The organism is Pseudomonas sp. NPDC089752 (genome assembly GCF_044748725.1).
GTDB lineage: Bacteria > Pseudomonadota > Gammaproteobacteria > Pseudomonadales > Pseudomonadaceae > Aquipseudomonas.
This window is the reverse complement of the sequence record NZ_JBIVGP010000014.1, coordinates 17,613-39,682: the sequence shown is the minus strand read 5'-3', so window position 1 is coordinate 39,682 and position 22,070 is coordinate 17,613. Positions and strand designations below refer to the sequence as shown.

Annotated in this window: 23 protein-coding genes; 6 read left to right on the top strand and 17 right to left on the bottom strand. The window is 62.6% G+C overall.

Features of this window, described 5'->3' with window-relative positions:
- Window positions 1-59 precede the first annotated feature (59 nt).
- A complete protein-coding gene (locus ACIPZF_RS21335) occupies window positions 60-527 on the bottom strand; it encodes a preQ0 transporter (protein WP_400802881.1) in 468 nt (155 codons plus the stop codon).
- Between the two features lie 228 nt (window positions 528-755).
- Here ACIPZF_RS21335 and ACIPZF_RS21330 point away from each other — a divergent pair, with 228 nt between their 5' ends.
- Both ACIPZF_RS21330 and ACIPZF_RS21325 read left to right on the top strand, forming a co-directional pair.
- Window positions 756-2,207: an AAA family ATPase gene (locus tag ACIPZF_RS21330; protein WP_400802878.1), complete on the top strand. Its 1,452-nt coding sequence runs from the start codon at window positions 756-758 to the stop codon at window positions 2,205-2,207.
- Window positions 2,191-2,823 (top strand): TIGR02646 family protein, encoded by a 633-nt coding sequence (locus ACIPZF_RS21325; protein WP_400802875.1) that lies wholly within the window; start codon window positions 2,191-2,193, stop codon window positions 2,821-2,823. Before ACIPZF_RS21330 ends, ACIPZF_RS21325 begins: the two co-directional genes overlap by 17 nt.
- A gap of 77 nt (window positions 2,824-2,900) precedes the next feature.
- On the opposite strand, the gene ACIPZF_RS21320 is transcribed toward ACIPZF_RS21325, so the two are convergent.
- From ACIPZF_RS21320 to ACIPZF_RS21310, 3 genes are read right to left on the bottom strand one after another with little or no spacing between them, the layout of a single operon-like run.
- A complete protein-coding gene (locus ACIPZF_RS21320; RefSeq protein WP_400802872.1) occupies window positions 2,901-3,104 on the bottom strand; it encodes a DUF1289 domain-containing protein in 204 nt (67 codons plus the stop codon).
- Window positions 3,097-3,621: a gamma carbonic anhydrase family protein gene (locus ACIPZF_RS21315; RefSeq protein WP_400802870.1), complete on the bottom strand. Its 525-nt coding sequence runs from the start codon at window positions 3,619-3,621 to the stop codon at window positions 3,097-3,099. The genes ACIPZF_RS21320 and ACIPZF_RS21315 overlap by 8 nt, the downstream gene beginning before the upstream one ends.
- Before the next feature lie 42 nt (window positions 3,622-3,663).
- The gene (locus ACIPZF_RS21310) at window positions 3,664-4,263 is read right to left on the bottom strand and encodes a CoA pyrophosphatase (protein WP_400802867.1); all 600 of its coding nucleotides are present in this window, start codon (window positions 4,261-4,263) and stop codon (window positions 3,664-3,666) included.
- Window positions 4,264-4,389: 126 nt separating this feature from the next.
- Between ACIPZF_RS21310 and ACIPZF_RS21305 the strand changes: the two genes are divergently transcribed.
- From ACIPZF_RS21305 to ACIPZF_RS21295, 3 genes are all read left to right on the top strand, one after another.
- On the top strand, window positions 4,390-4,941 hold the full coding sequence (locus ACIPZF_RS21305; protein WP_400802865.1) for an NUDIX hydrolase: 552 nt from the start codon (window positions 4,390-4,392) through the stop codon (window positions 4,939-4,941).
- A gap of 18 nt (window positions 4,942-4,959) precedes the next feature.
- Window positions 4,960-5,520: a murein L,D-transpeptidase family protein gene (locus ACIPZF_RS21300; RefSeq protein ID WP_400802863.1), complete on the top strand. Its 561-nt coding sequence runs from the start codon at window positions 4,960-4,962 to the stop codon at window positions 5,518-5,520.
- 170 nt (window positions 5,521-5,690) lie between these two features.
- A complete protein-coding gene (locus ACIPZF_RS21295; protein WP_400802861.1) occupies window positions 5,691-5,891 on the top strand; it encodes a hypothetical protein in 201 nt (66 codons plus the stop codon).
- Between the two features lie 15 nt (window positions 5,892-5,906).
- On the opposite strand, the gene gspN is transcribed toward ACIPZF_RS21295, so the two are convergent.
- The 12 genes from gspN to ACIPZF_RS21235 are packed head-to-tail and all read right to left on the bottom strand — an operon-like array spanning window position 5,907 to window position 16,549.
- Complete coding sequence (gene gspN / locus ACIPZF_RS21290) at window positions 5,907-6,551, bottom strand: type II secretion system protein N (RefSeq protein ID WP_400802858.1); 645 nt, start codon at window positions 6,549-6,551, stop codon at window positions 5,907-5,909.
- An 11-nt stretch (window positions 6,552-6,562) separates the two neighbouring features.
- The gene (gspM, locus tag ACIPZF_RS21285; RefSeq protein WP_400802857.1) at window positions 6,563-6,949 is read right to left on the bottom strand and encodes a type II secretion system protein GspM; all 387 of its coding nucleotides are present in this window, start codon (window positions 6,947-6,949) and stop codon (window positions 6,563-6,565) included.
- Window positions 6,946-8,034 (bottom strand): GspL/Epsl periplasmic domain-containing protein, encoded by a 1,089-nt coding sequence (locus tag ACIPZF_RS21280; protein WP_400802854.1) that lies wholly within the window; start codon window positions 8,032-8,034, stop codon window positions 6,946-6,948. The genes gspM and ACIPZF_RS21280 overlap by 4 nt, the downstream gene beginning before the upstream one ends.
- Window positions 8,031-8,621 (bottom strand): type II secretion system protein, encoded by a 591-nt coding sequence (locus ACIPZF_RS21275; protein ID WP_400802852.1) that lies wholly within the window; start codon window positions 8,619-8,621, stop codon window positions 8,031-8,033. The genes ACIPZF_RS21280 and ACIPZF_RS21275 overlap by 4 nt, the downstream gene beginning before the upstream one ends.
- Entirely contained in the window at window positions 8,618-8,986 is a 369-nt protein-coding gene (locus ACIPZF_RS21270) for a type II secretion system protein GspI (protein ID WP_400802849.1), read from the bottom strand. The genes ACIPZF_RS21275 and ACIPZF_RS21270 overlap by 4 nt, the downstream gene beginning before the upstream one ends.
- Window positions 8,983-9,420 carry a type II secretion system minor pseudopilin GspH gene (gene gspH / locus ACIPZF_RS21265; RefSeq protein ID WP_400802848.1) on the bottom strand — a complete coding sequence of 146 codons (438 nt, stop codon included), beginning with the start codon at window positions 9,418-9,420 and terminating at the stop codon, window positions 8,983-8,985. Before gspH ends, ACIPZF_RS21270 begins: the two co-directional genes overlap by 4 nt.
- A 3-nt stretch (window positions 9,421-9,423) precedes the next feature.
- Window positions 9,424-9,858, bottom strand: a complete 435-nt coding sequence (gene gspG, locus ACIPZF_RS21260) for a type II secretion system major pseudopilin GspG (RefSeq protein ID WP_400802845.1) — start codon at window positions 9,856-9,858, stop codon at window positions 9,424-9,426.
- A gap of 18 nt (window positions 9,859-9,876) precedes the next feature.
- Entirely contained in the window at window positions 9,877-11,079 is a 1,203-nt protein-coding gene (gene gspF, locus ACIPZF_RS21255) for a type II secretion system inner membrane protein GspF (RefSeq protein ID WP_400802843.1), read from the bottom strand.
- A 3-nt stretch (window positions 11,080-11,082) separates the two neighbouring features.
- Window positions 11,083-12,531, bottom strand: coding sequence for a GspE/PulE family protein (locus ACIPZF_RS21250; protein ID WP_400802840.1), 1,449 nt, complete (start codon window positions 12,529-12,531; stop codon window positions 11,083-11,085).
- Window positions 12,531-14,465 (bottom strand): type II secretion system secretin GspD, encoded by a 1,935-nt coding sequence (gene gspD, locus ACIPZF_RS21245; RefSeq protein ID WP_400803071.1) that lies wholly within the window; start codon window positions 14,463-14,465, stop codon window positions 12,531-12,533. Before gspD ends, ACIPZF_RS21250 begins: the two co-directional genes overlap by 1 nt.
- A 21-nt stretch (window positions 14,466-14,486) precedes the next feature.
- Window positions 14,487-14,912 carry a pilus assembly protein PilZ gene (locus tag ACIPZF_RS21240; protein WP_400802837.1) on the bottom strand — a complete coding sequence of 142 codons (426 nt, stop codon included), beginning with the start codon at window positions 14,910-14,912 and terminating at the stop codon, window positions 14,487-14,489.
- The gene (locus ACIPZF_RS21235) at window positions 14,909-16,549 is read right to left on the bottom strand and encodes a lipoprotein UxpA (RefSeq protein ID WP_400802835.1); all 1,641 of its coding nucleotides are present in this window, start codon (window positions 16,547-16,549) and stop codon (window positions 14,909-14,911) included. The genes ACIPZF_RS21240 and ACIPZF_RS21235 overlap by 4 nt, the downstream gene beginning before the upstream one ends.
- Window positions 16,550-16,774: 225 nt before the next feature.
- Here ACIPZF_RS21235 and ACIPZF_RS21230 point away from each other — a divergent pair, with 225 nt between their 5' ends.
- A complete protein-coding gene (locus ACIPZF_RS21230; protein ID WP_400802832.1) occupies window positions 16,775-18,856 on the top strand; it encodes a PhoX family protein in 2,082 nt (693 codons plus the stop codon).
- A 96-nt stretch (window positions 18,857-18,952) separates the two neighbouring features.
- Here the strand turns inward: ACIPZF_RS21230 and ACIPZF_RS21225 are convergent, their stop codons facing one another.
- Window positions 18,953-21,757, bottom strand: coding sequence for an RHS repeat-associated core domain-containing protein (locus ACIPZF_RS21225; protein WP_400802829.1), 2,805 nt, complete (start codon window positions 21,755-21,757; stop codon window positions 18,953-18,955).
- Between the last annotated feature and the right edge of the window lie 313 nt (window positions 21,758-22,070).

Sequence of the window (22,070 nt, the reverse complement as noted above, 5' to 3'; positions counted from 1 at the left end):
GTCCGGGGCCGCACCAGGCTTGGTACGGCCCGCTGAAAAAGGACCGGTATTCTACACCATCAGCCCGCCACGGCAGCCCGCCGCGCACGAAATGCCATGGCCAGCCAGACGGCCGTGACGCCGGCGAATTTCGAGGCCATGGCGGTGCCGATCACAGCCGGGGTCAAGGCGCCGATCATGCCGAAGAAGATGAAAGTATCCACCGGAATGCTCAACGCCGAGCTCAGCCACAGGCGGTCGCGCAGCGGCCGACGGGTAATGCTGAACACCAGCCAGTCGATCAGTTCGGAAATGAAAAACGCCGTGGCGCTGGCCAGAGCGATGGCCGGCTCCGAGGTGACGTACGACAGCACCAGGGCCAGCAGCATGGCGATCAGCGCGCCATGACCGTAGCGGGTCTGCACCATGTCGCGCAGAATGAACACCAGCCCGCCCCAGCAGGACCAGATGACGTCCAGGTGCGGGGCGCTGGAGAAGGCGTAGTTGATCAGTACGACGCTGCTGATGTAGGCGATGAGATAGAACATGATAGGTAGTCTGTAGACAAGCGTTACAGGGTACCTCTGGCCTCGCCACAGGTAAACCTCCCTTTGGCATAGTTCAACGGTCGTAACGTGTTGCCCAACCCAATCGGCATGAAGGTCATGTTTGCGTACAAAACGCATTCTTAGGTGGCATCGTGGCCCCTGAGGAGCATGCTATGATCGTTTTATTCAGGCACCCAACATACTGCCGAGCAGAATTGGACTACCCCCATGCGAATCAAAGCATTTAAGTTGCACAACATCGGTCGTTTCGAGTCACTTGAGGCCACATTCGCCCAGCGAGACGAGTCCACTTCAAGTATTGTTGTATTCATCGGTAATAATGGCGCGGGTAAAACATCAATCCTCCAAGCGCTGTCGTCATCCTTAGACTTTTTTGTACAAAAACTCAAGTCAGAAGAAGGTAGTGACGGGAAGATCAAGGATTTCGATATCCGAAATTCAGCCAAATCCGCCTGCATCACCCTTCACGTTGAAGATCAAGAGTTCTCTGAGAGCCCTAAAACCCTCTTCACTTGGACACGCACTGGTGCGCGCGCAGGCATGTATAGCAAAGAGCGACCTCAGAGCGCTGACGTCACTCAACTAGCAGCGCTCTACCGCCGCGCGCTTACAGAGCAGGAGAATGTCAACCTTCCCCTAATTGCGTATTACCCTGTTGAACGGTCAGTCAATCAAACGCCGCTAAAACCACGTATTGCTTCCCCATCTCCACAATTTGAAGGGTATGAAGGGCTCTCGGAGGATTCGATACATTTCAGCCGCTTCTTCGAATGGTTCAGAGACCGTGAAGATCATGAAAATGAATTGAAAGCCTCGCTTCCACCTGACCAAAAAAAATTGCTGGACGCTTTGATAGCGACAGAGTCACTGGACTGGTCCCATGACGGCGACATAGAATTCGAAAAACTGATAATCGAGTTCAAGCACCAGGCAGACGCGCTGAAGAAAACCCTAACGTCCAGCGTCCAACATATGGACCCGTCAATAGCTACAGCTAAAGATCCTCAGCTCAACGCAGTGCGACAAGCTATTCGAAATTTCATGCCTGGCTTTTCCAAGCTTCGCGTACAGCGAAAACCCCATTTGCAGCTGTTGATAGAAAAAGAAGGCCAGACGCTAGACATTCTGCAGCTATCTCAAGGCGAGAAAACACTGATGGCGTTAGTGGGTGATATCGCTCGTCGCCTGGCAATGCTAAACCCTGCACTTGATGACCCCCTTGAAGGCACCGGCATTATTCTTATTGATGAAGTCGACATGCATCTTCATCCAAAATGGCAGCGCAACATAATTCATCAATTAACGCGTACATTCCCCAACTGTCAATTTATCCTGACGACTCATTCGCCATTGGTCATCAGCGACATGAAGGATACGCTCGTCTTTGCACTTGACGACGGCGAATTAACAAGGGTCGCGTCACAATACGGCCAAGACGCAAACTCGGTTTTACTCGACGTCATGGAAACCCCCATACGAAACACCGACATAGACAGTCAGTTGAACGATCTGCTTGATGCTATCCAAGATCGAAAACTGGAAGAAGCAAGAACACTAATTCAATTACTTGAACAGGACCTTCCTATTTCCAATTTTGAACTCGCCAAAGCGAAGCTCATGCTCCGCAAGCAGGAGCTTCGCATTGAAAAAAATAGCTAAAGGAGCCGAGCCAGACATCTTAACACGCTGGAAAGCCGGGCATCCCGGTAAACGTTACGAAGATCTCGGCCGGGGTGAGCGCCACGCTATTCGACAAGCGTGCACCTGGGAACAACATTATCTTTGCGCCTACTGTTGTCAGTTTATAAGCGGCAACTCGACAGACACGATGAATGAGCATCTTCAGTCAAGGCACTCTCATAACAATCTTAGTCTGGACTTTAATAATATCGTGGCGAGCTGCACCAGCAAGGGGCAATGTGATGACGCCCACGGCCACCAGCCCCTTTCGCTGACGCCGATAATGGCGGAATGTGAAGATGAATTGAGATTTCGCATCAGCGGACGTGTAGAAGGGACGAGCCCTAGAGCTCAAGAAACCATTCGTATACTCAATCTGGGAGACCATGAACGCAACAACAGGTCTCTTATCGAAAAACGTAAACAACTCTCACATGCATTAATGGTGTGCAATGGTCTCGACCCAGAATCGCCGTTGGAAGACGATGATTTGCTAACTATGCTAATCGACGACTTAAACCTTCCAATCGACGGTAAACTGCAACCCTTTGCGCCGGTTGTGGCGAACATTCTCAGGGGCTGGTTGGCCGCGTAAGTGCATTTCCAGTACCGGAGATGATCACCATGGCGCCTAGCGTCCAACCAAGTTGCGGGGAAAAATCCAACGTCTCGTCAGCCCATGATCAACCCCGCCGCCACCGCCCGCTCATGGCAAAGCTTCAACACCGCCCGGCGCTCGGTATTATCCATCCGTCCCCAGCGGCCAATCTCGGCCACGGTACGCTGGCACCCGGTGCAGATATCATCCTCGTCCAGCGCGCATATGCTCACGCACGGCGAAGCGACCGGGCGCTCAGTGGCGATCACCTCACTCATCGTCCACCACCAACTCCCGCGCGTAACGCTGGGCGTTGTGCACGTAGTGCGCGGCGCTGGCCTCGAGCATGCGTTTCTGCTGCTCGGTCAGCTCGCGCACCACCTTGCCCGGTGAGCCCATCACCAGCGAACCGTCGGGAATTTCCTTGCCTTCCGGGATCAGCGCATTGGCGCCGATGATGCAGTGCTTGCCGATCCGCGCGCCGTTGAGGATCACCGCATTGATGCCGATCAGGCTGTAATCGCCGACCGTGCAGCCATGCAGCATGGCGTTGTGACCAATGGTCACGCCCTTGCCCAGGGTCAGCGGCGCGCCCATGTCGGTGTGCATCACGGTCCCGTCCTGGACGTTGCTGTCCTCGCCGATGTCGATCAGCTCGTTGTCCCCGCGCAGCACCGCGCCGAACCACACGCTGGCACGCGCCTGCAGGCGCACCTTGCCGATCAGCATGGCGTTGGGTGCGGCCCAGCTGGTGGGATGGCTTTCGACCCGCAGGTCGCCCAGGCGGTATTTCATGTTCGCTCCTCAGGGTAGCAACGGCGGCAGGGTGGGCCCCGCTCAGATTTCGATGTAGCGCTCGGGGGGTTGATCCAGGCTGATGCCTGCGTCGTACAGCAGGTTGACCAGTTCGACGATCATGATTGCCGACAACCCCCAGATCTTGTACTCGCCAAAACGATAGCTGGGCACATACCAGCTGCGGCCCTGGTAATCGATTCGGTGGGTGTGATCACGCGGGTCCTGGCGGAAGAACTCCAGCGGCACGCTGAATACTGCCGCGATCTCCGCATCGTTGGCGCGGTATTCGACAAAGTCGGGGATAACCCCGACGAATGGCGTCACTTTCAGACCATGCAGCGATATCAGCGGGCTGAGCGGGCCGAGTACTTCCACAAGGCCGGGCGGCAAGCCGATTTCTTCTTCCGCTTCACGCAGCGCGGTGAACATCAGATCAGGGTCTTCCGGGTCGCGTCGGCCACCGGGGAAGGCGACTTCACCGCCATGGGTCGACAAGCCCTTGGCACGCAGGGTCAATACCAGTTCGGGCGCTTCGCTGCGGGTAATGGGCAAAAGTACTGCGGCCTCGGGAAACCGTCGGTCGGTTTCCAATGAAGCGGGTTGGTGGTTGCTCATTCGCCGAAGTAGCTCGTCCAGCATTGCGCACTCTCGTTTCCAAGGCCTGCCCTGCATGATGCACCAAAGCCGCGAAGCACCCAAGCCCTGCGCGCTTGCGGCAGGCCTGGGTGACGCGCCAAGATAGGCCCGTCAATAGGGAAGAACAGCATGAAATTCTGCAGCGCGTGCGGCCAGCCAGTCATTCAGCGGATCCCCGAGGGCGACAGCCGCCTGCGGTATGTCTGCGAACATTGCCAGACCATCCATTACCAGAACCCCAATATCGTTGCCGGGGTGCTGCCGACCTGGGGCAGCCAGGTGCTGTTGTGCCGCCGCGCCATCGAGCCACGCCGCGGCTTCTGGACCTTGCCTGCCGGGTTCATGGAAAACGGCGAGACACTCGACCAGGCCGCCCGTCGCGAAACCGTCGAGGAAGCCTGTGCCAGGGTCGGTGACATGGCGCTCTATCAGCTGTTCGACCTGCCGCACATCAACCAGGTGCATGTATTCTTCCGCGCCGAGCTGGCCGACCTGGACTTCGCCATCGGTGTCGAAAGCCTGGAAGTGCGACTGTTCGAGGAACACGAGATACCGTGGGGCGAGCTGGCTTTCCGCACCGTCACACGCACACTAGAATGCTATTATCGCGACCGCATCGAGCAGCACTACCCCCTTGGCCACGAGTACCTGCCGCCGATGAACGTTTCGCCCACTACTTAAGCCTGCAGGTGCCGCTTCATGCGCTGGTTGTTCGCCTTTATCTGTCTTTGCGTTACCTCGGTGTCCCAGGCGGCCTTCACCGAAGTCATCATCCGCAAGCCGCAACCGCCCGTGCCGGTGCAATCGCAGTCGCAATCGCAAGCGGCAATGCAGCCGCTGATCGACAAGGTGCTGGTAATCAAGTCCGAACGCCGCCTGCAACTGATCAGCCGCGGCGAGCCACTGAAAACCTACCGCATCTCCCTGGGCAAGCAGCCCAAGGGCGCCAAGGAGCGCGAGGGCGACAAAAAGACTCCCGAAGGCCTGTACTGGCTGGACTGGCGCAAGGAAAGCGACCGTTTCAACCTGGCCATGCACATCAACTACCCGAATATCAGCGATGCTGCGCGCGCGACTCGGGAAGGGGTGAGTGCCGGCAGCATGATCATGATTCACGGCACCCCGATCAACGACGAGTATCCGGAGTGGTACTTTCACACACTCGACTGGACCGATGGCTGCATCGCCATGCGCAATTCCGACATGCGCGAAGTCTGGGACCTGGTGCGCGATGGCACGTTGATCGAAATTCGACCATGACCTTCCTACTCCGCAGGCTGAATGTGTAGGAAGTTTCATACCTCAGTTATTTAACTGTCCTACGCCCGCTCAAGCAGCAGACTGCATCCAATCGAACTGAAGAGCTTTTAGCATCCACGCAAACGAGTACGAATGACGTACGCCATTTGCGGGATTCTGAGAACAAGAACATGCCGACACGCTCGCAGTTGTCCTCCCTGTGCCTTGATGCCTTGCGCCGGGCCATCTTCCTCGACCGGCACGGTCCCATCACCACGCTGACCCAGAGCCGGGAGCCTTCGACCGACGAAGCGGCAGGCCCCATGGACATCACCGTTGAACATCTCAAACGCCTGGAAAACCAGCGCCGCGGCTTTGCTCAACCGGACTGACGCACCCCCGCCCCGCTACCAGTGCAGGCTCCGATTTCCCGCCTTGGCCTGTGGGCTCAGCCATTGAGCGCCGCGCAGGACGGGTATCAGCTCGGCGTCCGGCTGCAGCTCAAAGGCCACCTGCGCCCGACGTTCCACCAGATCGGCATCAACCGACAGTTGATGCTGCCCGGGTTGCACCACCAGGCCATGCAGGCGCCAACCAGTGCGGCAATCCATTTCCAACCAGCCTTGGCCCAGGCCCAGTGACCAGGGCTGGCTCAACGCCAGATCATTGACCGTGAAGCGCCCTTCGCTTGTGCGGCACTGGCGTCCAGCGCCTTGCAACTGCAGCCTGCCCTGCCACTGCCCGGCCAGCCGATAATCCGTCTGCGCAGTTGCTTGCGCGCCCAACGTCAGCGCTTCCAAGCGCCAGCGCCATGGCCAACCCTCAACGCGCACCTGCCAGCCCTGCCCTTGAAACCCGAGCTGCGCATCGGCCTGCAAGCGCCAGGGCCGCACCGTCCATTGCACAGGCCCGGCAGGTCCAGCCTGGCGGGCCTGGCCGCGCCACAGGCTGCCGCTGACGTCATGCAGCGGCAGGCCAGCGACGCGTACTACCCAGGCGGCTGGCAGCTCTATCAGCAAAGTCAGGCAGAAGACCAGCCCGATCCATAGCATCCACCTGCGCCTCATGGTTGCACCAGCAGATCGAAATGCAGGCCTTTGGCATCCTGCTCCAGGCCCCACTGCAGCGGCCGAGTGCCTTCAGCCTGCAAGGCTTGCATCCAGCCTTGCAGCACACGCTCATCGGCCACCTGGCCGCGCAGTTGCCAGTTTGTACCTTGCGCCTGGACATCGACGAGTTCGATCTGCCTGGCCTGGGCCGACTGGCGCAACCGCTCCAGGCTTACCCCAGCGCCGCCGTGCAAAGCGCCAGCCTGCTCGGCCAGCACGCGCCACTGGCCAAGCTCACGCCACTGCCCCACGCCTTCGCGCAGTGCCAGAAACGCCAGCAAGGCGCCGATCAGGCACCAGGCAAGCGCCAGGCGATGGCGCTGAAACCAGTCTCGGCTCATGTTGCCGCTCCCAGATCGAACACCACCTGCGTTGACGGCGCGGTGCCTTGCACCTGCACAGCAGCCCCAGCGGCACTGGCCATTTCCTGCCATGGCGGCGCGCTCCCTTCGCCCTCAAGGCGCAGGTGCCAGCGCTGGCCGTCGAAACGTACCGCTTGCAGGCGCCAATCGGGGTGGTCTTGCAGCCAGGCTTGCAGGCGTGCCTGCAGGTCTTCGAGCTGGCGCATGCGCAGTTGCTGCTGCAATTCGCTTTCGCGCAGGCGTTTCAAGGCTTGGGCCGCCTGCCGGGGACTGGCCTGGGCGCCGGTTACCGCCAGCACTTGCCCACGCCATACTTGCACCTGGCGCCACTGCTGGCTGAGCCACAAACCGCCCCACACCACGGCCAACACCAGGCAGGCGGCAATCAGGCGCCGTTGCGGTGTCGGCACCGCAGGTAAAGAGCGCACCTGACGCGAGCGGTCGAACAGGCTTGGCAGCTTGTCCAGCGGCGCCAGCGTGGTCGGCCAGCGGCCCGCCAACATGACGCTGCTCAGTGCATTCCAGGGCTGCGGCGGCGGATCACCCAGCGCATCGGGCCACGCCAGCCAGTGCTCACGTCCCTCCTGCGTAACCCCCTGATAAATGCAAAGACCGGATGATCGCTGCCATCGCAGGGCCGAGCCCGGTTCGGCTCTGGCCAGTAACTGGAACTCGGCCCAACAGCGTTCGATCTGCAGCCCCCACTCGGTACATTGCCCTCGCCAGCTATCCAGCCGCTGGCGATCGACCGCCAGCAGGCGCAACTGCCCTGCCTGGCGAGAGAGGCAGGCGCATTGCACCTCGTCCGCACCCTGCAGCAAGTGATCTTCCAGCAGCAGCGGCCACTCATCACGCTTGAGCCCGGGCGGTGCGGCCAGCTGAAACTGGCTGCAGTGCTCGCCAGGCATGATCAACGCAACCCGTGCGTGCAGGCCCGCCGGTGGCTCGCCCTGCCCTTCGCGCTGGGCGACCCCGTTTACCACCAACAGCCAGTCCCAGGTTTCACCCGGTCGCAGCAGCAACCAGGGCTGGGCCGGCGCACGTCGGCGCCATTCAAGCTTCATGAACGCCCCCACGGTAGGATGAAGGTGCAGTCATAGGGTGCTCCATCACGCTGCAGTTGCACGCGCACGCCACGGCCGGGATGCGCGGGTTGATCGGAAGGCCAGGGCAGCCAGCGGCCGCCCTGGTGATAAAGAACGTTGAACGCAGTGACCTGCCGCAGTTGCTCACGCACAACCCAACGCGGTTCGCTGGCGGCATACAGGTCTGCTGAAGTCTCCAGTATCAGGCGCTGATCATGGGCATCGAAACGCAGGCGCTGGCGCTGCAGCCGCGCGCCGCCTTCGGCCTCGGGCACGGCAGTGGCCGCCACCCACAACAATTGCTGGCGGTCGGCTTGCCAGTCGAGCCAGCGGCTGGCCAGAGGCAAGCGCTGTTCGTACACACGGCGCAGCACCGGGCTGTCGAAGCGCCGCTCCAGGGCCAGGCAAAACTCCAGCACGCCGGTCTCCTGCCGCGTGACCTGCAAGCGCTCGCGGACCTTGAGCCAGCCATTGACCAACGCGGCGAGCATCACTCCGAGCAAGGCAGTCAGCGCCATGGCCACCATCAGTTCGATCAGGGTCAAACCTGCCTGGCGCCGCTTCATGGGCGCTCCAGAAAGACCGTGTACTGGCCCAGCGGCAGGCGCTGGTCGCGGTCGGCGTACAGCTGCATCTCACCGCGGCGCAGATCGCGCACCCCGGTACGGCGCAGCTGCAGCTGCCAATGACAGGCCTGGCCGCCCTGGTTCAGCACGCCATCGGCCTGGTTACTGGCCGGCCAGTACTGCTCGACGGCGAAACGCGCCTGCAGTTCACGCGCGCACAGCACGCCAAGGCGGTGTTGCTGCACGCTGGCCTGCACCGCCAGGCGCTGGCGCAGGACCTGGCTGGTGATCACCGCCAGCAGCGCAGCGATCGCCAGAGCCACGGTCACTTCCAGCAAGGTGAAACCATGCTGCCGACGCTTCATGGTGACAACGCCGTGCGCAATTGACCATGGCGGTCCCACTCCCAACGCTGGCCACCCTCGGCCCAGCGCCACTGCACGGCGCCTGGCTGTGCCCAACCCTGCGGCGTGAACAGCAAGCGTGGCTGGCTAGCGGCAGGCCAGTCCGGACGCAGGCCCTTGGGCCAATCCCCCAGGCTGACGGCTTCGACCACCCAACCTTGACGTTCGCGGCGCACGAACTCCGGTCGCTGACCTGTCCAGCGCAGCCCGCGTAGTTGCCCGGCATGCCGGGCCAGCGCCGCCTGCGCGTGAACTTGCGCGGCCAAGCGCTGCAAGGCCTGGTCGCCGCTGGCTTTGCCGCTGTCGAGCCAGGCCACGGCAAGCCCGGTCATGAGCCCGGCGATGGCCAATACCACCAACAACTCGATCAGGCTGAAACCCCGCTGGTCAGGCATCGATTACAGCGCCCAGTTGCCCAGGTCGGCATCCTGCCCTTCGCCACCCGGCACGCCGTCGGCGCCCAGCGAATAGACATCGACCCGGCCATGCTCACCCGGCATGCGGTATTGGTACGGCGTGCCCCATGGGTCTTCCGGCAGGCGACGCACATAGCCGTCGCTGCGCCACGAACGCGGCAGCGGTTCCTGGGCCGGTTTTTTCACCAGTGCGGCCAGGCCCTGTTCATTGCTGGGAAACCGCAGGTTGTCCAGGCGGTACATGTCCAGCGCCTGCTCCAGCGTGGCCAGGTCGGCCATGACTTTCTGCTTCATGGCCTTGTCCTGGTTGCCGAGCACGCTGGGGGCGACCACGGCGATCAGCAGTCCGATGATGAAGATCACCACCATGATTTCCATGAGGGTGAAGCCGCGCTGGCGGTTGCGTCGATGCTGCATGGGGATACTCCTTGTCATCTACAGTTGCAGGCCCTGGTTGAGTTGCATGATCGGCAGCAGCACCGCCAGCACGATGAACAGCACGACGGCGCCCATCACCAGGATCATCAGGGGTTCGAAAAGCGCCATGGCGGTGTCCACCTGGCGGGCGAAGCCGCGCTCCTGATCATCGGCGACGCGTTCGAGCATGTCGGCCAGGGTGCCGCTGGCTTCGCCGCTGCCGACCATGTTCACCAGCAACGGCGGAAACTGCTGGCTGGCGTCCAGCGCGCGGTGCAGGCTGGTGCCGCCCTGCACTTGCTGGCGTACCTGTTCCATGGCCAGGCGGATGCGCCGGTTGCCGACGGTTTCGGTGGCCACTTGCAAGGCTTCGAGCAGGGCCACGCCGCTGCTGGTGAGGATTGCCAGGCTGCGTGCCAGGCGGGCGCTTTCCAGCACCTGAAACAACGCGCCGATGCGTGGCAGGCGTAACAGCAGGTCGTCGCGGCGCAAACACCAGTGCGGTTTACGCAGCAGCCAGCTGCCCAGCAGCGAGCTGAGGATTGCCAACCCCAGCAGCCAGGGGCCGGCCTGCACCAGTCCCTGGCTGATGCCGATCAGCAGTGATGTGATCAGCGGCAGGCTCTGCCCGGCATGGGCAAATTGTTCGGTGAGCTTGGGCACGACGAAGGTCATCAGGCCGATTACCACGGCCAGCGACACGCCCATCAACACGCAGGGATAGATCAAGGCAGTACGCGCCTTGTGCTGCTGGCGTTGCACCTGCTCCAGGTGATCGGCCAGGCGAGTCAGCACCTGGGCCAGCCGCCCGGAGCGCTCGCCGGCCTCGACCAACGCGCAGTACAAACCGGTGAACGGAGCACCCTGACGAGCCAGACTGCGGGCCAGCCCCAGGCCTTCGGCCAGCGAACCCCGCAGCGCCACCAGCACCGCGTGCAGAGCCGGCTGACGCAATTGGCGTTCGAGCGTGGCCAGGGCATCGACCAGCGGTATGCCGGCACCGGTCAGGGTCGCCAGCTGGCGGGTCAGCTCACACAGCTGGGCACGGCTCAGGCGCTGCCGGCGTGGTTGCCGGGTGCCACCGGCATCACGCTGCAACTGCCTGGCAAACAGGCCCTGCTCGCGCAGCAGCTGGCGCGCGTGGCGTTCCGTATCCGCCTGCAGGCTGGCTTTGTGAGTCTTGCCGGCAAGGTCGACGGCCTGGTAGCGAAAGGTCGGCATGGGTCAGCCCTCGACCACACGCAGCACTTCGGCCAGGCTGGTCTCGCCGCGGGCCAGACAGTCGCTAGCCATCGCCACCAGGCTCTGGCGGCGCTCGGCCAGGTAATCCTGCATCGCCAATTCGCTGGCACCGTCGTACAACAAGGCGATCAGCCCGGCGTCCAGCTCGATGAATTCATAGAGGCCCAGGCGGCCGACATAGCCGCTGCCCTGGCACTGCTCGCAACCCACCGGGTGATGGCTGCTGCCGAGCATTGCCAGCTCCGGCCACAGCGCGCGCTCGGCTGGCTGCAGCGGCTGCGCCACCGCGCAACTGCACAGGCGCCGCACCAGGCGCTGGGCCAGCACGCCGCGCAGGCACGAGGCGATCAGAAACGGCTCGATGCCCATGTCGCGCAGACGGGTGACCGCGCCCACCGCGCTGTTGGTGTGCAGTGTCGACAACACCAGGTGGCCGGTGAGGCTGGCCTGCACGGCGATCTGCGCGGTTTCCTGGTCGCGGATTTCGCCGAGCATGATCACATCCGGGTCCTGGCGCAGGATGGCGCGCAGGCCACTGGCGAAGGTCAGCCCGGCACGCGGGTTGATGGCGGTCTGGCCGATGCCGGCGATGGCGTATTCCACCGGGTCTTCGACGGTGAGGATGTTGCGGCTGCCGTCATTGAGGCTGTTCAGGCTGGCATACAGCGTGGTGGTCTTGCCCGAGCCGGTCGGGCCGGTGGACAGCACGATCCCGTTGGGGCGCGCCAGGCAACTGCGCAGGCCTTGCAGCACGGCAGCGGGCATGCCCAGGTTGCCCAGCGCCAGCAGGCTGGCCTGCTTGTCGAGCACACGCATCACTACGCGTTCGCCATGGATGCCGGGCAGGGTCGAGACGCGCACATCCACCTCTCTTCCGGCGGCACGCAAGGTGATGCGGCCGTCCTGGGGCTGGCGCTTTTCGGCGATGTCCAGCCGCGCCATGACCTTGATCCGCGACACCAGCATCGCCGACAGCGCCCGTGGCGGGCGCAGCACCTCGCGCAGGTGGCCGTCGACGCGCAGGCGCACCACCAGGCTCTGCTCGAAGGTCTCGATATGAATGTCCGAGGCGCGCAGGCGCAGGGCCTGGCCGAACAGGCCATTGATGAGGCGAATCACCGGCGCTTCGTCATCGCTTTCGAGCAGGTCTTCGATGCGCGGCATTTCGCTCATCAGGCTGTCCAGGTCGACCTGCTCGCCGATGCCTTCGATCAGCGCTGCGGTGGCGGCATCGCCGGCCTGGTACAACTGGCCGAGGCGCTCATCGAAGGCGGCAGGCTCCAGGTATTGCAACGTCACCGGACGGCCATGCACACGCAGCAGTTCCTGCAGTTGATCGCTGTCGGCATCGTGGCGCAGCCACAACTGCCAGCCCGCCTCGCCAGGGGCCATGGCCAGCCCGGCCTGGCGTGCCAGGCGATAGGGCAACATCACCAGTCACCGCCTTCAAGGCGCGCACGGCTGGCCGGGAACACCCGCAGCAGCTGGCCATCTTGTGCAAGGTCCGGCAGCTTCAGCGGGGTGGTCCGTTGCAGAGTGCGGTACTTGTCCTCGCTCAAGCCGGCCAGGCTCGGCCCGTCGCGCAGGATACGCGGGCGGATGAAGACCATCAGGTTCTGCTTGGTGTTCTTGCTGGCGTCGGAGCGGAACAGCCGGCCGAGATAAGGAATATCGCCCAGCCCAGGCACACGCTGGTCACTGGTGCTCAACTCGTCGCTGATCAGCCCGCCGAGAATCACCAGGCCGTTGTCCTCGACCATGACCTTGGTCTTGATCTCACGCTTGTTGGTGATCACGTCGCTGGCGGCGCTGGAGTCGGCGATCGACGAAACTTCCTGGACGATGTCCAGGCGCACGCTGTTGTCGATGTTGATCTGCGGTTTGATGCGCAGCTTGACCCCGACTTCCTTGCGCTCGATGGTCTGGTACGGGTTGGCGTTGTTCTGCGTCACGGAGCCGGTGACGAAGGGCACTTCCTGGCCGACCAGGATCGACGCCTCGGCGTTGTCCAGGGTCAGCAGGGTCGGCGTGGACAGCAGGTTGAAGCCGCTCTTGCCCTTGAGTGCGTTGATCAGCATGGCGAAGTTGAAGCCACCGCCGAAGTGGCCGATGCCGGCAGTGGCACCGGTGGTGGCCGACAGCAGGTCGCCGAGCGCCTCGTTGTCGCCGCTGGCAGCGGCGCCGGCGATATTGGCGATGTTTACCCCGTTGCTGCCGAAGTTGACGATGCCGGCGCCGAACTTTTCATCGGCGAACAGCCACTGCACGCCGAGCTCCTGGGCGCGGCTGTCAGAGACTTCGGCGATGATCGCCTCGACCACCACCTGGGCGCGGCGGATGTCCAGTTGCTCGACGATCGAGCGGTAGGCGGCCAGTTCGCTGTCGGGGCCGACCATGACCACGGCGTTGGTGCCTTCTTCGTATTCCAGGCGGATGCCCGAATCACTGGCGGCGGCCATTACCGGTTGGTCCTTGGCCTCACCCTCGCCCGTGGCTGCGCTGGGCGCGGCGCCTTCCTGGCTCAGGCCGCGCAGCACTTTGACCACCTCGCCGGCATTGGCATGGCGCAGGTAGATCACCTGGGTGTTGCTGCTTTGGCGGTTTTCGCTGGGCTGATCGAGCTGGCGCAACAGCGCCCTTACCCTGTCGGTGCTGCCACGCACCAGCAACGCATTGCTGCGCGGGTCGGCGACCACCTGGGTGCTGTCGGCGCCCTGCTCGCGAGCCAGCAGGCGAGTCAGCAACTGCGCGGTATCAGCTGCGCTGGCGTGGCGCAGCGGCATGACCTGCAACGGCTCGTCGCTGACCTGGTCGAGCTGACGCAACAGGCTGTCGATGCGTTCGAGGTTGCTGCGCCAGTCGGTGACCACCAGCAGATTGGCGGCGGGATACGGCGTGATCACGCCGACGCGGGGGTCGATCAACGGCTTGAGAATACCGAGCATCTGTTCGCTGGCGGCGTTGCGCACATTGAACACGCGGGTGGCCACGCCATCGCTGCCTTCGCTTTTCTTGCCGGCAGATTCGACCGGCACCGGCTCCAGCCGCGCGGCCTGGTCGGGGACGATCTTCACGCTGCCGTTGGGCAGGTCGACCGTGGCAAAGCCCTGGGCGCGCAGCTGGGCGAGGAAAATGTCGTAGATCGCATCGGCATCGTGGCGGTCGACGGTGCGCACGGTGACCTTGCCCTTGACCCGGGGGTCGACGATGAAGGTGGTGCCGGTGATACGCGACACGCTGTCGATGAATTCGCTCAGTTCGGTGTCGACGAAGTTCACCTCGTACAGCGGCGTGCCGTCATCGGCGAAGGTTTCCGGCTCCTCTGCCAAGGCCACGGTAAGCGCCAGGCTCAAGGCAGCGGCCACGCAATATTTCACCAGCATCGTTCATCCTTGCCGCTTGAAGCCGGTCACGACGGGGCGTGGCGGCCAGGGCAGGCGTTCGCGCCGCCCCTGGTTGTCGAAAATCAGGCCATCGGCGTCGATGTCCTGCAACACGATCCCCGGCGCCAGGCGCTGGCCACGGCCGAGAGTGCGTACCTGCTGGCCGTAGCGCAGCACCACTACGCTGGCCGACAGGGGTTGGGCCTTGAGGCCGCCGAGGTACTGCAAAGGCAAGCGGGTAAGCGCGATGGCGCCATCATCGGCCGGGGCCTGCCAATGGCCGACCAGCAACCCCGGCAACGGCGTGTCGACTGCGGCCGGAGGGCTGGCCGGTTGCGGCTGGCGCGCCAGTTGCAGCACGCATTGCGCGGCCAGCCAGCCGGCCAGGGTCAGCAGGCCACCGGTGAACAGACGCGAGGCGAGGTTCACGATATTGCCTGGCGCGGATGCCAGCCCGGGTGGCCTTGCACGTAGCGCACGTCGGGCAGTTGCAGGGCCGCCAGTTGCCAGCCTGGCCGCTGCCGGCCGAGCCAGGCCTCGACCCGCTGCCACAGCGGCTCGCCGGCCTTGGCCTCGAATTGCAGGCCAAAGGTGCGGCACTGGCCCTGCACCGGGGCCAGGCCGGTGATGCGTTTGCCTTGCGGGCTGTAGCTCACATCCCAGGCCTGGCCTTGCCAGCGTGGCAAATCCTGGCTGTTGTCCAGCAGCAGTGGGTCGCCGAACAATTGCTCGGCGGCGTTTTCCAGCACCTGCTCGACCTGTCGCGCAGGGGCCTCGACCACCGGCGCCGGGTAGCTGCCGGTGAGGCTGATCAGGTGTTCGCGGGTGATCGACTCACCGGCGGCCAGGGGATAGTCGTAGCGCAGGCCCGGCAACAGCACCGGCGTGCTGTTGTCATCGGTCAGGGCCTGATGCAGCAGGCGGTCCCAGCTGCCGCCACGCGTGTCGCGCCGCCACAGCGCCTGTGGGGCGCGCGCCAGCGGCTGGTCGAGCCAGGCCGCGTGGCCGGCGCGTTGCTGGCGCAACTCGGCGTGCAACTGGCTGGAGCGCAACTGCGCGGCGGGTGAGAGTTGCTGGGCCAAGGCCGGGAAGAAACGCCCATCGAATTGCCATTGCCCCGCCACTTGCTGGCAACGCAGGCGAAAGGCGCCGCTGCCACGGCAGCCGGCGAACAAGACCGGGACGCGACGGCCGCTCGATTGCGTGGCCTGGACGGGGGTCGGCCACAGGTCCTGGCCACGCGCACAAAGCAGTACATCGATCTGCGCCACCCGCTCAGCCAGCCACAGCCCCGGGCCAGTACCGACATCGGCCAGCGCCACCACCAGGTCCGCTTCGCGACGCGCCTGCTCGAATGTGGGCAACAACGATTGGTACCACTGTTTGAGGGAAGCTTTCTGGTCCTGGGCATATGGGTCGGTGACCCCGACCACGGCGATGCGCGCGCCGCCCCGTTCGAAGATTTTCAGAGGCTCCAGCCCCAGGTTCTTGCGCTGTTCGTCAGCAATCCCGGCGCCCAGGGTGACAGCAGAAGACTGGCGATACAGCCCCGCACTGCGCTGCGGCCAGAGCACGCGCTCATCGCTGCTGACCCGCACTTCACTGCCCAGCAGTTGGCTGCCCTGCACCCCGCTCTCACCCTGGGTCAGGTAGGCCAGGCCGCTGCCATTCCAACCCTGGCCATTCTCCAGCGTCAGGCTGTTGCCTGCCCCCGCCTCGCCGCGCAATTGTTCAAGCAGGGCCGCCAGCACGGCATAACCACCCAGTTGCGCCGTGGTGGCCAGATTGGCGTCCAGCAAGGGAGCCAGTTGCGGGTAAGCCAGGCTGGCGCTGGCGCCGGTCATCCACGGTGCCCGGCCCAAGTGGCTGACCGGGCCCAGGCGCGTCGCCGGCACCACGGGAAGGCCGGGTTGCCGTGCATCGAGGGTGTCGGCCACGTACAGCAGGTCCAGGCTTGCGTTACCACGATTCTGGCCTGGGAAGGCCGAACAGGCGCCGAGCAACGGTGCCAGCGCACCGACACCCATCCAGCTGATCACTTCGCGCCTGTTCACACTGCTTGCCATCGGGCCCGCCATCCTTAACCGAGTTCTCTTTGGGCCCCGGATGTTGCGGCGTTGGCATGACAGTTTGATGGCAGAAATCGGACAGTCATTCCAAATTGATATGGCCGCCTTCGTAGTAAGAACTTACAGTTTTAAAAGGGTGGAAATATTTCTGCCAATCAATCATCACACTTGCGCTCTAAAGTCGCGGTTTCCTCTAACTCAGCCACTAATAAGGACACCCTGATGAGTCGAGAATCCGGCGATAACCTGGACCGCAACCTGAGCGGCAACCTGCCGATGGCCAGCGTCATGGACGCTTACCTGAGCCGTCGCAGCGTGATGCGCGGCAGCCTCGGCGCCGCGATCGCCATGATCGCCGGTACCGGCCTGAGCGGTTGTTTCGACGGTGGTGGCGGTTCCGACAACGACGACCCGGTCACCGAACCGCCTGTGACCGAGCCACCGGTAACCGAGCCCGAGCCCGAACCGAAAATGGCTCTGGGCTTCCAGTCCATCCCGGGCTCGCGCACCGACGCCTGCGTGGTCGCCGCCGGCTACAGCGCCTATGTGCTGGCGCCGTGGGGCACGCCGATCAACAGCAACGGCAACCCATGGAAATCGGACGGCAGCAACACCTCGACCGACCAGGCCAACGCCATGGGCATGCACCATGACGGCATGCACTTCTTCCCCATCAACGGCAGCTCCGAAGACGGCTTGCTGGCAATCAACTTCGAATACATCGATGCCGCTGCCCTGCACCCCAACGGCCCGACCACCGACGTCAGCGGCAAGCGCCCGGCCGAGGAAGTGCGCAAGGAGATCAACGCCCACGGCGCCGGTGTGGTGCGCCTGCAGAAGCTCAACGGCCGCTGGCAGGTGGTCGACAACGACCCGCTCAACCGCCGCTTCACCACCGCCTCGCGCATGGAAATCACCGGCCCGCTGCGTGGCACCGACCACGTCAAGACCAAGTACTCGGCGGCCGGCACCCATTGCCGCGGCACCAACAACAACTGCGGCAACGGCTACACGCCGTGGGGCACTTACCTGACCTGCGAAGAGAACTGGCCAGGCATCTTCGTCAACAAGGGCACCCGCCCTGAAGATCAGCGCCGCATCGGTGTCGGCACCTCCAGCGGCCAGTACAAGTGGGAGAGCGCCGCCGGTGACAGCACCGAAGTGAGCGACGAGTTCGCCCGTTTCGATGTGACGGTCAAGGGCGCCAGCGCCACCGACGACTACCGCAACGAAGCCAGCACCTATGGCTACATCGTCGAGATCGACCCCTACAACAGCAGCACTCTGGCCACCAAGCGCACCGCCCTCGGCCGCTTCCGCCACGAAGGCTGCTGCCCGGGCCTGCCGGTAGCCGGCAAGCCGCTGGTCTGGTACATGGGCGACGACTCCAACAACGAGTACCTGTACAAGTTCGTCTCCACCGCCGTGTGGGATGCCGCTGACGCCACCCCCGCCGACCGCCTGGCCACGGGTGCCAAGTACATGGACCAGGGCAAGCTCTACGTGGCCCGCTTCAATGCCGACGGCACGGGCGTGTGGCTGTTGCTCGACGTGGCCACCCCGACCACCACCGGCAGCACCCTCGGCGCGCTCTATGGCGACCTGCCGGGTATCATCCTCAATACCCGTGGTGCAGGCGATGCAGTAGGCGCAACGCCGATGGACCGCCCGGAATGGACGGCGGTCAACCCGCTCAATGGCGATGTCTACCTGACCCTTACCAACAACAGCGCACGCACCCCGGAAAAGGTCGACGCCGCCAACCCGCGTGGCCCGAACCGCCACGGCCATATCATTCGCTGGCACGACAGCGACGACCAGCTGAGCTTCACCTGGGACATCTTCGTGTTCGGCGCCAACGCCGCCGGTACGGCGGACATCAACCGCTCGGGCCTGACCGAACTCAACCAGTTCGCCAGCCCCGACGGCATGAGCTTCGATAGCCGTGGCGTGCTGTGGTTCGAGACCGACAACGGTGAGACTACCCTTACCGACTACACCAACGACCAGTTGCTGGCGGTGATTCCGACCGACCTGGTGGATGGCGCTGGCAAGCAGGTGCCGGTCAATGCGCAGAACCAGGTAGACCTGCGTCGCTTCTTCGTCGGGCCGAACGGCTGCGAGGTGACCGGGATCGCGTTCTCGCCGGATAACAAATCGATGTTCGTGAATATCCAGCATCCAGAGAACTGGCCGTATACCGACAGGGCCACGGATGTGACCCCGGCAGGTGCCACGGTTCGGCCGCGGGCTTCGACGGTGGTGATTCAGCGGGATGATGGCGGGGAGATCGGGACTGCCTGATCCATCATTGTCAATGGGGCCGCTTTGCGGCCCTTTCGCAGCCTGACAACTTATTTGATAATTTTGGTAAGTTGCCAGGCGCTAGTTATTGTAATGTTAATACAGTGCTTGGCGATGAACCCTTGTATTAATGGAAACATACCTAAGCTCGACCTGATAAATTTTCTCCTTATGAATATTGCTTTTTATTTTTTTTATTTTACTTACACTAAACAGCGTCCCTGGCAAAGCAATCACTTCTTTAACGGTTGAGCCGATTCCTGCCATTTTAGCCGTGCTGACACCTTTCTTACTCAGGGACGACTTAAGGTCATCATAAGCCTCGCTTGACAATAGGCCTTCTTTAAATGCGTCACTTGGGGTTTCACTCAATTTAAACAGCACCGGATACTGTTCGCCCTTGCTTGAAGAGTCAATAAATGTGCGCGACACCATATCGCTTTCACTAGAGAAGGAGAGTTGATGGGATTGCAGATATGATCCTACCTTTAGGCTTTCAAACATATCTTTCGGCAAGGTTGTGCCACGGTAAATTACCTTTCCACCGCTATAATTAGAAAGTTTATCAATGGAGAAAAGAAAGTTACCCGTAACTGTCTCACTATCCCCCATTTTATAAAGGTCAGATGGAAGGTTATCGGGCTCCGGCAGGCCCTGTTTACCTGAGGTAAAATTATACCTGATGGTATTTTGCGGGTATTGCCCTTCTGAAATGGCTTTTTTGTGCTGCCTTATTTGACCAGGCGTCAGACTTATGCTGGTTATGCTGATTCTTTCACTCGCCGGTTCTTCCAGATTGTCGGGTTCCTGAGAAACTGTTGTTATTCCCTGTTCTCTACTGCGAAAACTGGTCAAACTTTTTAGCATACGGCCGTCATCATCAAAGTAGGTAACAGGATTATTCGCAACCATTCTGAACAGGTTCAACCCGTCTACCGTCCCCGCCGGATCCGCACTCAACCACCGCCCCACCCACGGTTGGTAGTAGCGATAACCGTAGTAATACAACCCCGTTGCATCCCGCTCCTTACCCGAGTACCGGATGGTTTTGTAATCCGCCTCCACTTGGCTGCGCGCCGTCCATACCGCCGTCCCGCCGTACGGGTAGTACTCCTCCTGGCTGATCACATTGCCGCTGCCATCCACCTCCAGGCCGCTGCTGCCCACCAGGTTGTCGTAACTGTAGCGCGCCTGATTGTTACCCATGCCCGCCGGGAGGCCGGATACCCAGTACAGTACCCGCACCTGCGCCTGGCCGGCTTCGCCCACCGTAACAACTTGCATGTTTTCCGTTTCCGTACCGCCATTTGCAGTCGTCCTCAGTTCCAGCCCCGGCAGGTACAACACACGCTGCGTCTGCGTGCTGCCGCTGGTCTGCTGGCTGCTCACCTTGAGGAGGCGCTGGCTGCCGGCGTCATTACGGTAGAATTCGCTATCGGACGCCTGTCCCTCGCGCACCACCGGTGTTACCTGTTGCAGCTCTCCCCGCGGGGTCCAGGCCAGGGTTTGTCCCGGCTGCAACTGGTACTGATGGCCGCCGGCATCGAACAGGGCATCGACCGCTGATGGGGTCTCTGTGAGAGTGCTCAGTACTGCTCGGTTGCTGCGGTCCGAGACCGTGATGGCGGTGGTGTAATTGTTGCTCGTCGCCGGTGCGCTATGGCGTATCTGCGTCAGGTTGCCGCCGGTGTCGTAGCTGTAGGTGCGGGTGTAGTTGGTGTAGGTCGAGTTGTCGGCAGGCAGGGGGACGATGGCCAGCGGTAGGTGGCTGCCCTGCTGACCGCTGCTGGCCATCTCGCGCCCGGTGGCGCTGACCAGTTGGTACAGGGTGTCGTAGACATAGGTGTTCTCCGGCACCACTTTCTGGTTGCGCCAGAACCGAGTGGCCTCGGCATCGTTGCTGATATGCAACACATTGCCCACCGGGTCATAGTCATAACGCAGGTCCTGCAGCACCTTCGCCTCGGCGGCATGGCCGCAGGGGCGTTCCGTTTTGATCGCCACCAGGCGCTGGGTTTCCGGCTCGTAGCTGTAGCTGGTCACTACGCCGTTGCCGTGTTCTTCGCGCAGCTTCTGCCCGGCCGCCGAGTACGTCAGGGACTTCACGATAACCTGCTCCTGACCGTCTTTCAGCGTCAACCAACTGCCCTTGAGCTGGCCAGCCACATCGTAGGCCAGGCGCTGCCCATTCCCCTGGGCATCGGTACTGGTCTGCAGGCCTCCCTGGGCATCGGCGGTATTGAGCGTGGTGAAGCATTCGCTGGCCAACAGGTCGTTCCAGGCCGACTCGTCCTCCCCCTGCCAGTCGGCGGTCGCCGTATCAGGTAGCAACTGGCGGGTAACCGACAGTGGTCCCCCGGTCAGCGCCAGGCTGTCGAGCTGATTCAGTCCGGCGGTGTCGTAGTGACGCACGCACTGCCCGGCCAGGTTCAGAGCCTGCTCGGACGGGGTGTTGCCGGCCCAGACCCGGCGTTCGGTAATGCGTAGTGCTTCCCCAGCTGGTTGCTCCATGACCGCCAGCAGACGGCCGGGCAGCATATCCGCCTCGTAGCGCCTGGTGTAGGTGACCCCAGTAGCACTGACCGCCAGCAGCGGACGACCAGCGATGTCGCTCAGGGCCACGGTGGTGCCGGCATCCACGCTATCGCTACGCAAAGGGGTACCGACCAAGTCTGACTGGTAGGTGAAGTTTGGGCTACCGGCATCCAGCAGCCGCGGGTCGACGCTGCTGGCCAGGAAACCGCGCAGATCATAGTGCTGGCGGGTGATACGTTCGTCGGTGGCCGAGGGAGTATCGGGATGGCGGTGGTACTGCAGGGTGCGGATCGTCAGGCTGCGGTTGTCAAACACCTGCACCGTCGGGGTGCCGGTGTGCAGGGAGGTGGCAGTGGGAGTGGTCATGGGCGACTCTCCAAAAGGCCCGGCTCAACGCCGGGCCAGGTAGGTCAGGATCCTGTCGTATCGTTTCTAATGAAACTGGCAAAAATGCTAGGTATCTCGGGCTTGCCAAATACTTCTATCAATCGCCGCTGGTGTCAGTCCGGCAGGTGCCACGGTGCAGCCGCGGGCTTCGACGGTGATGATCCAGCGAGATGATGGCGGGGAAACTCGGACCGTTTGATGGGTTGCCGGGCAGTCAGCCTTTGGCTGGCTGTACCGGCCCTTTCGCGGGGCAAGCCCGCTCCCACAATGATCGTGTTGATCATCCTGTGGG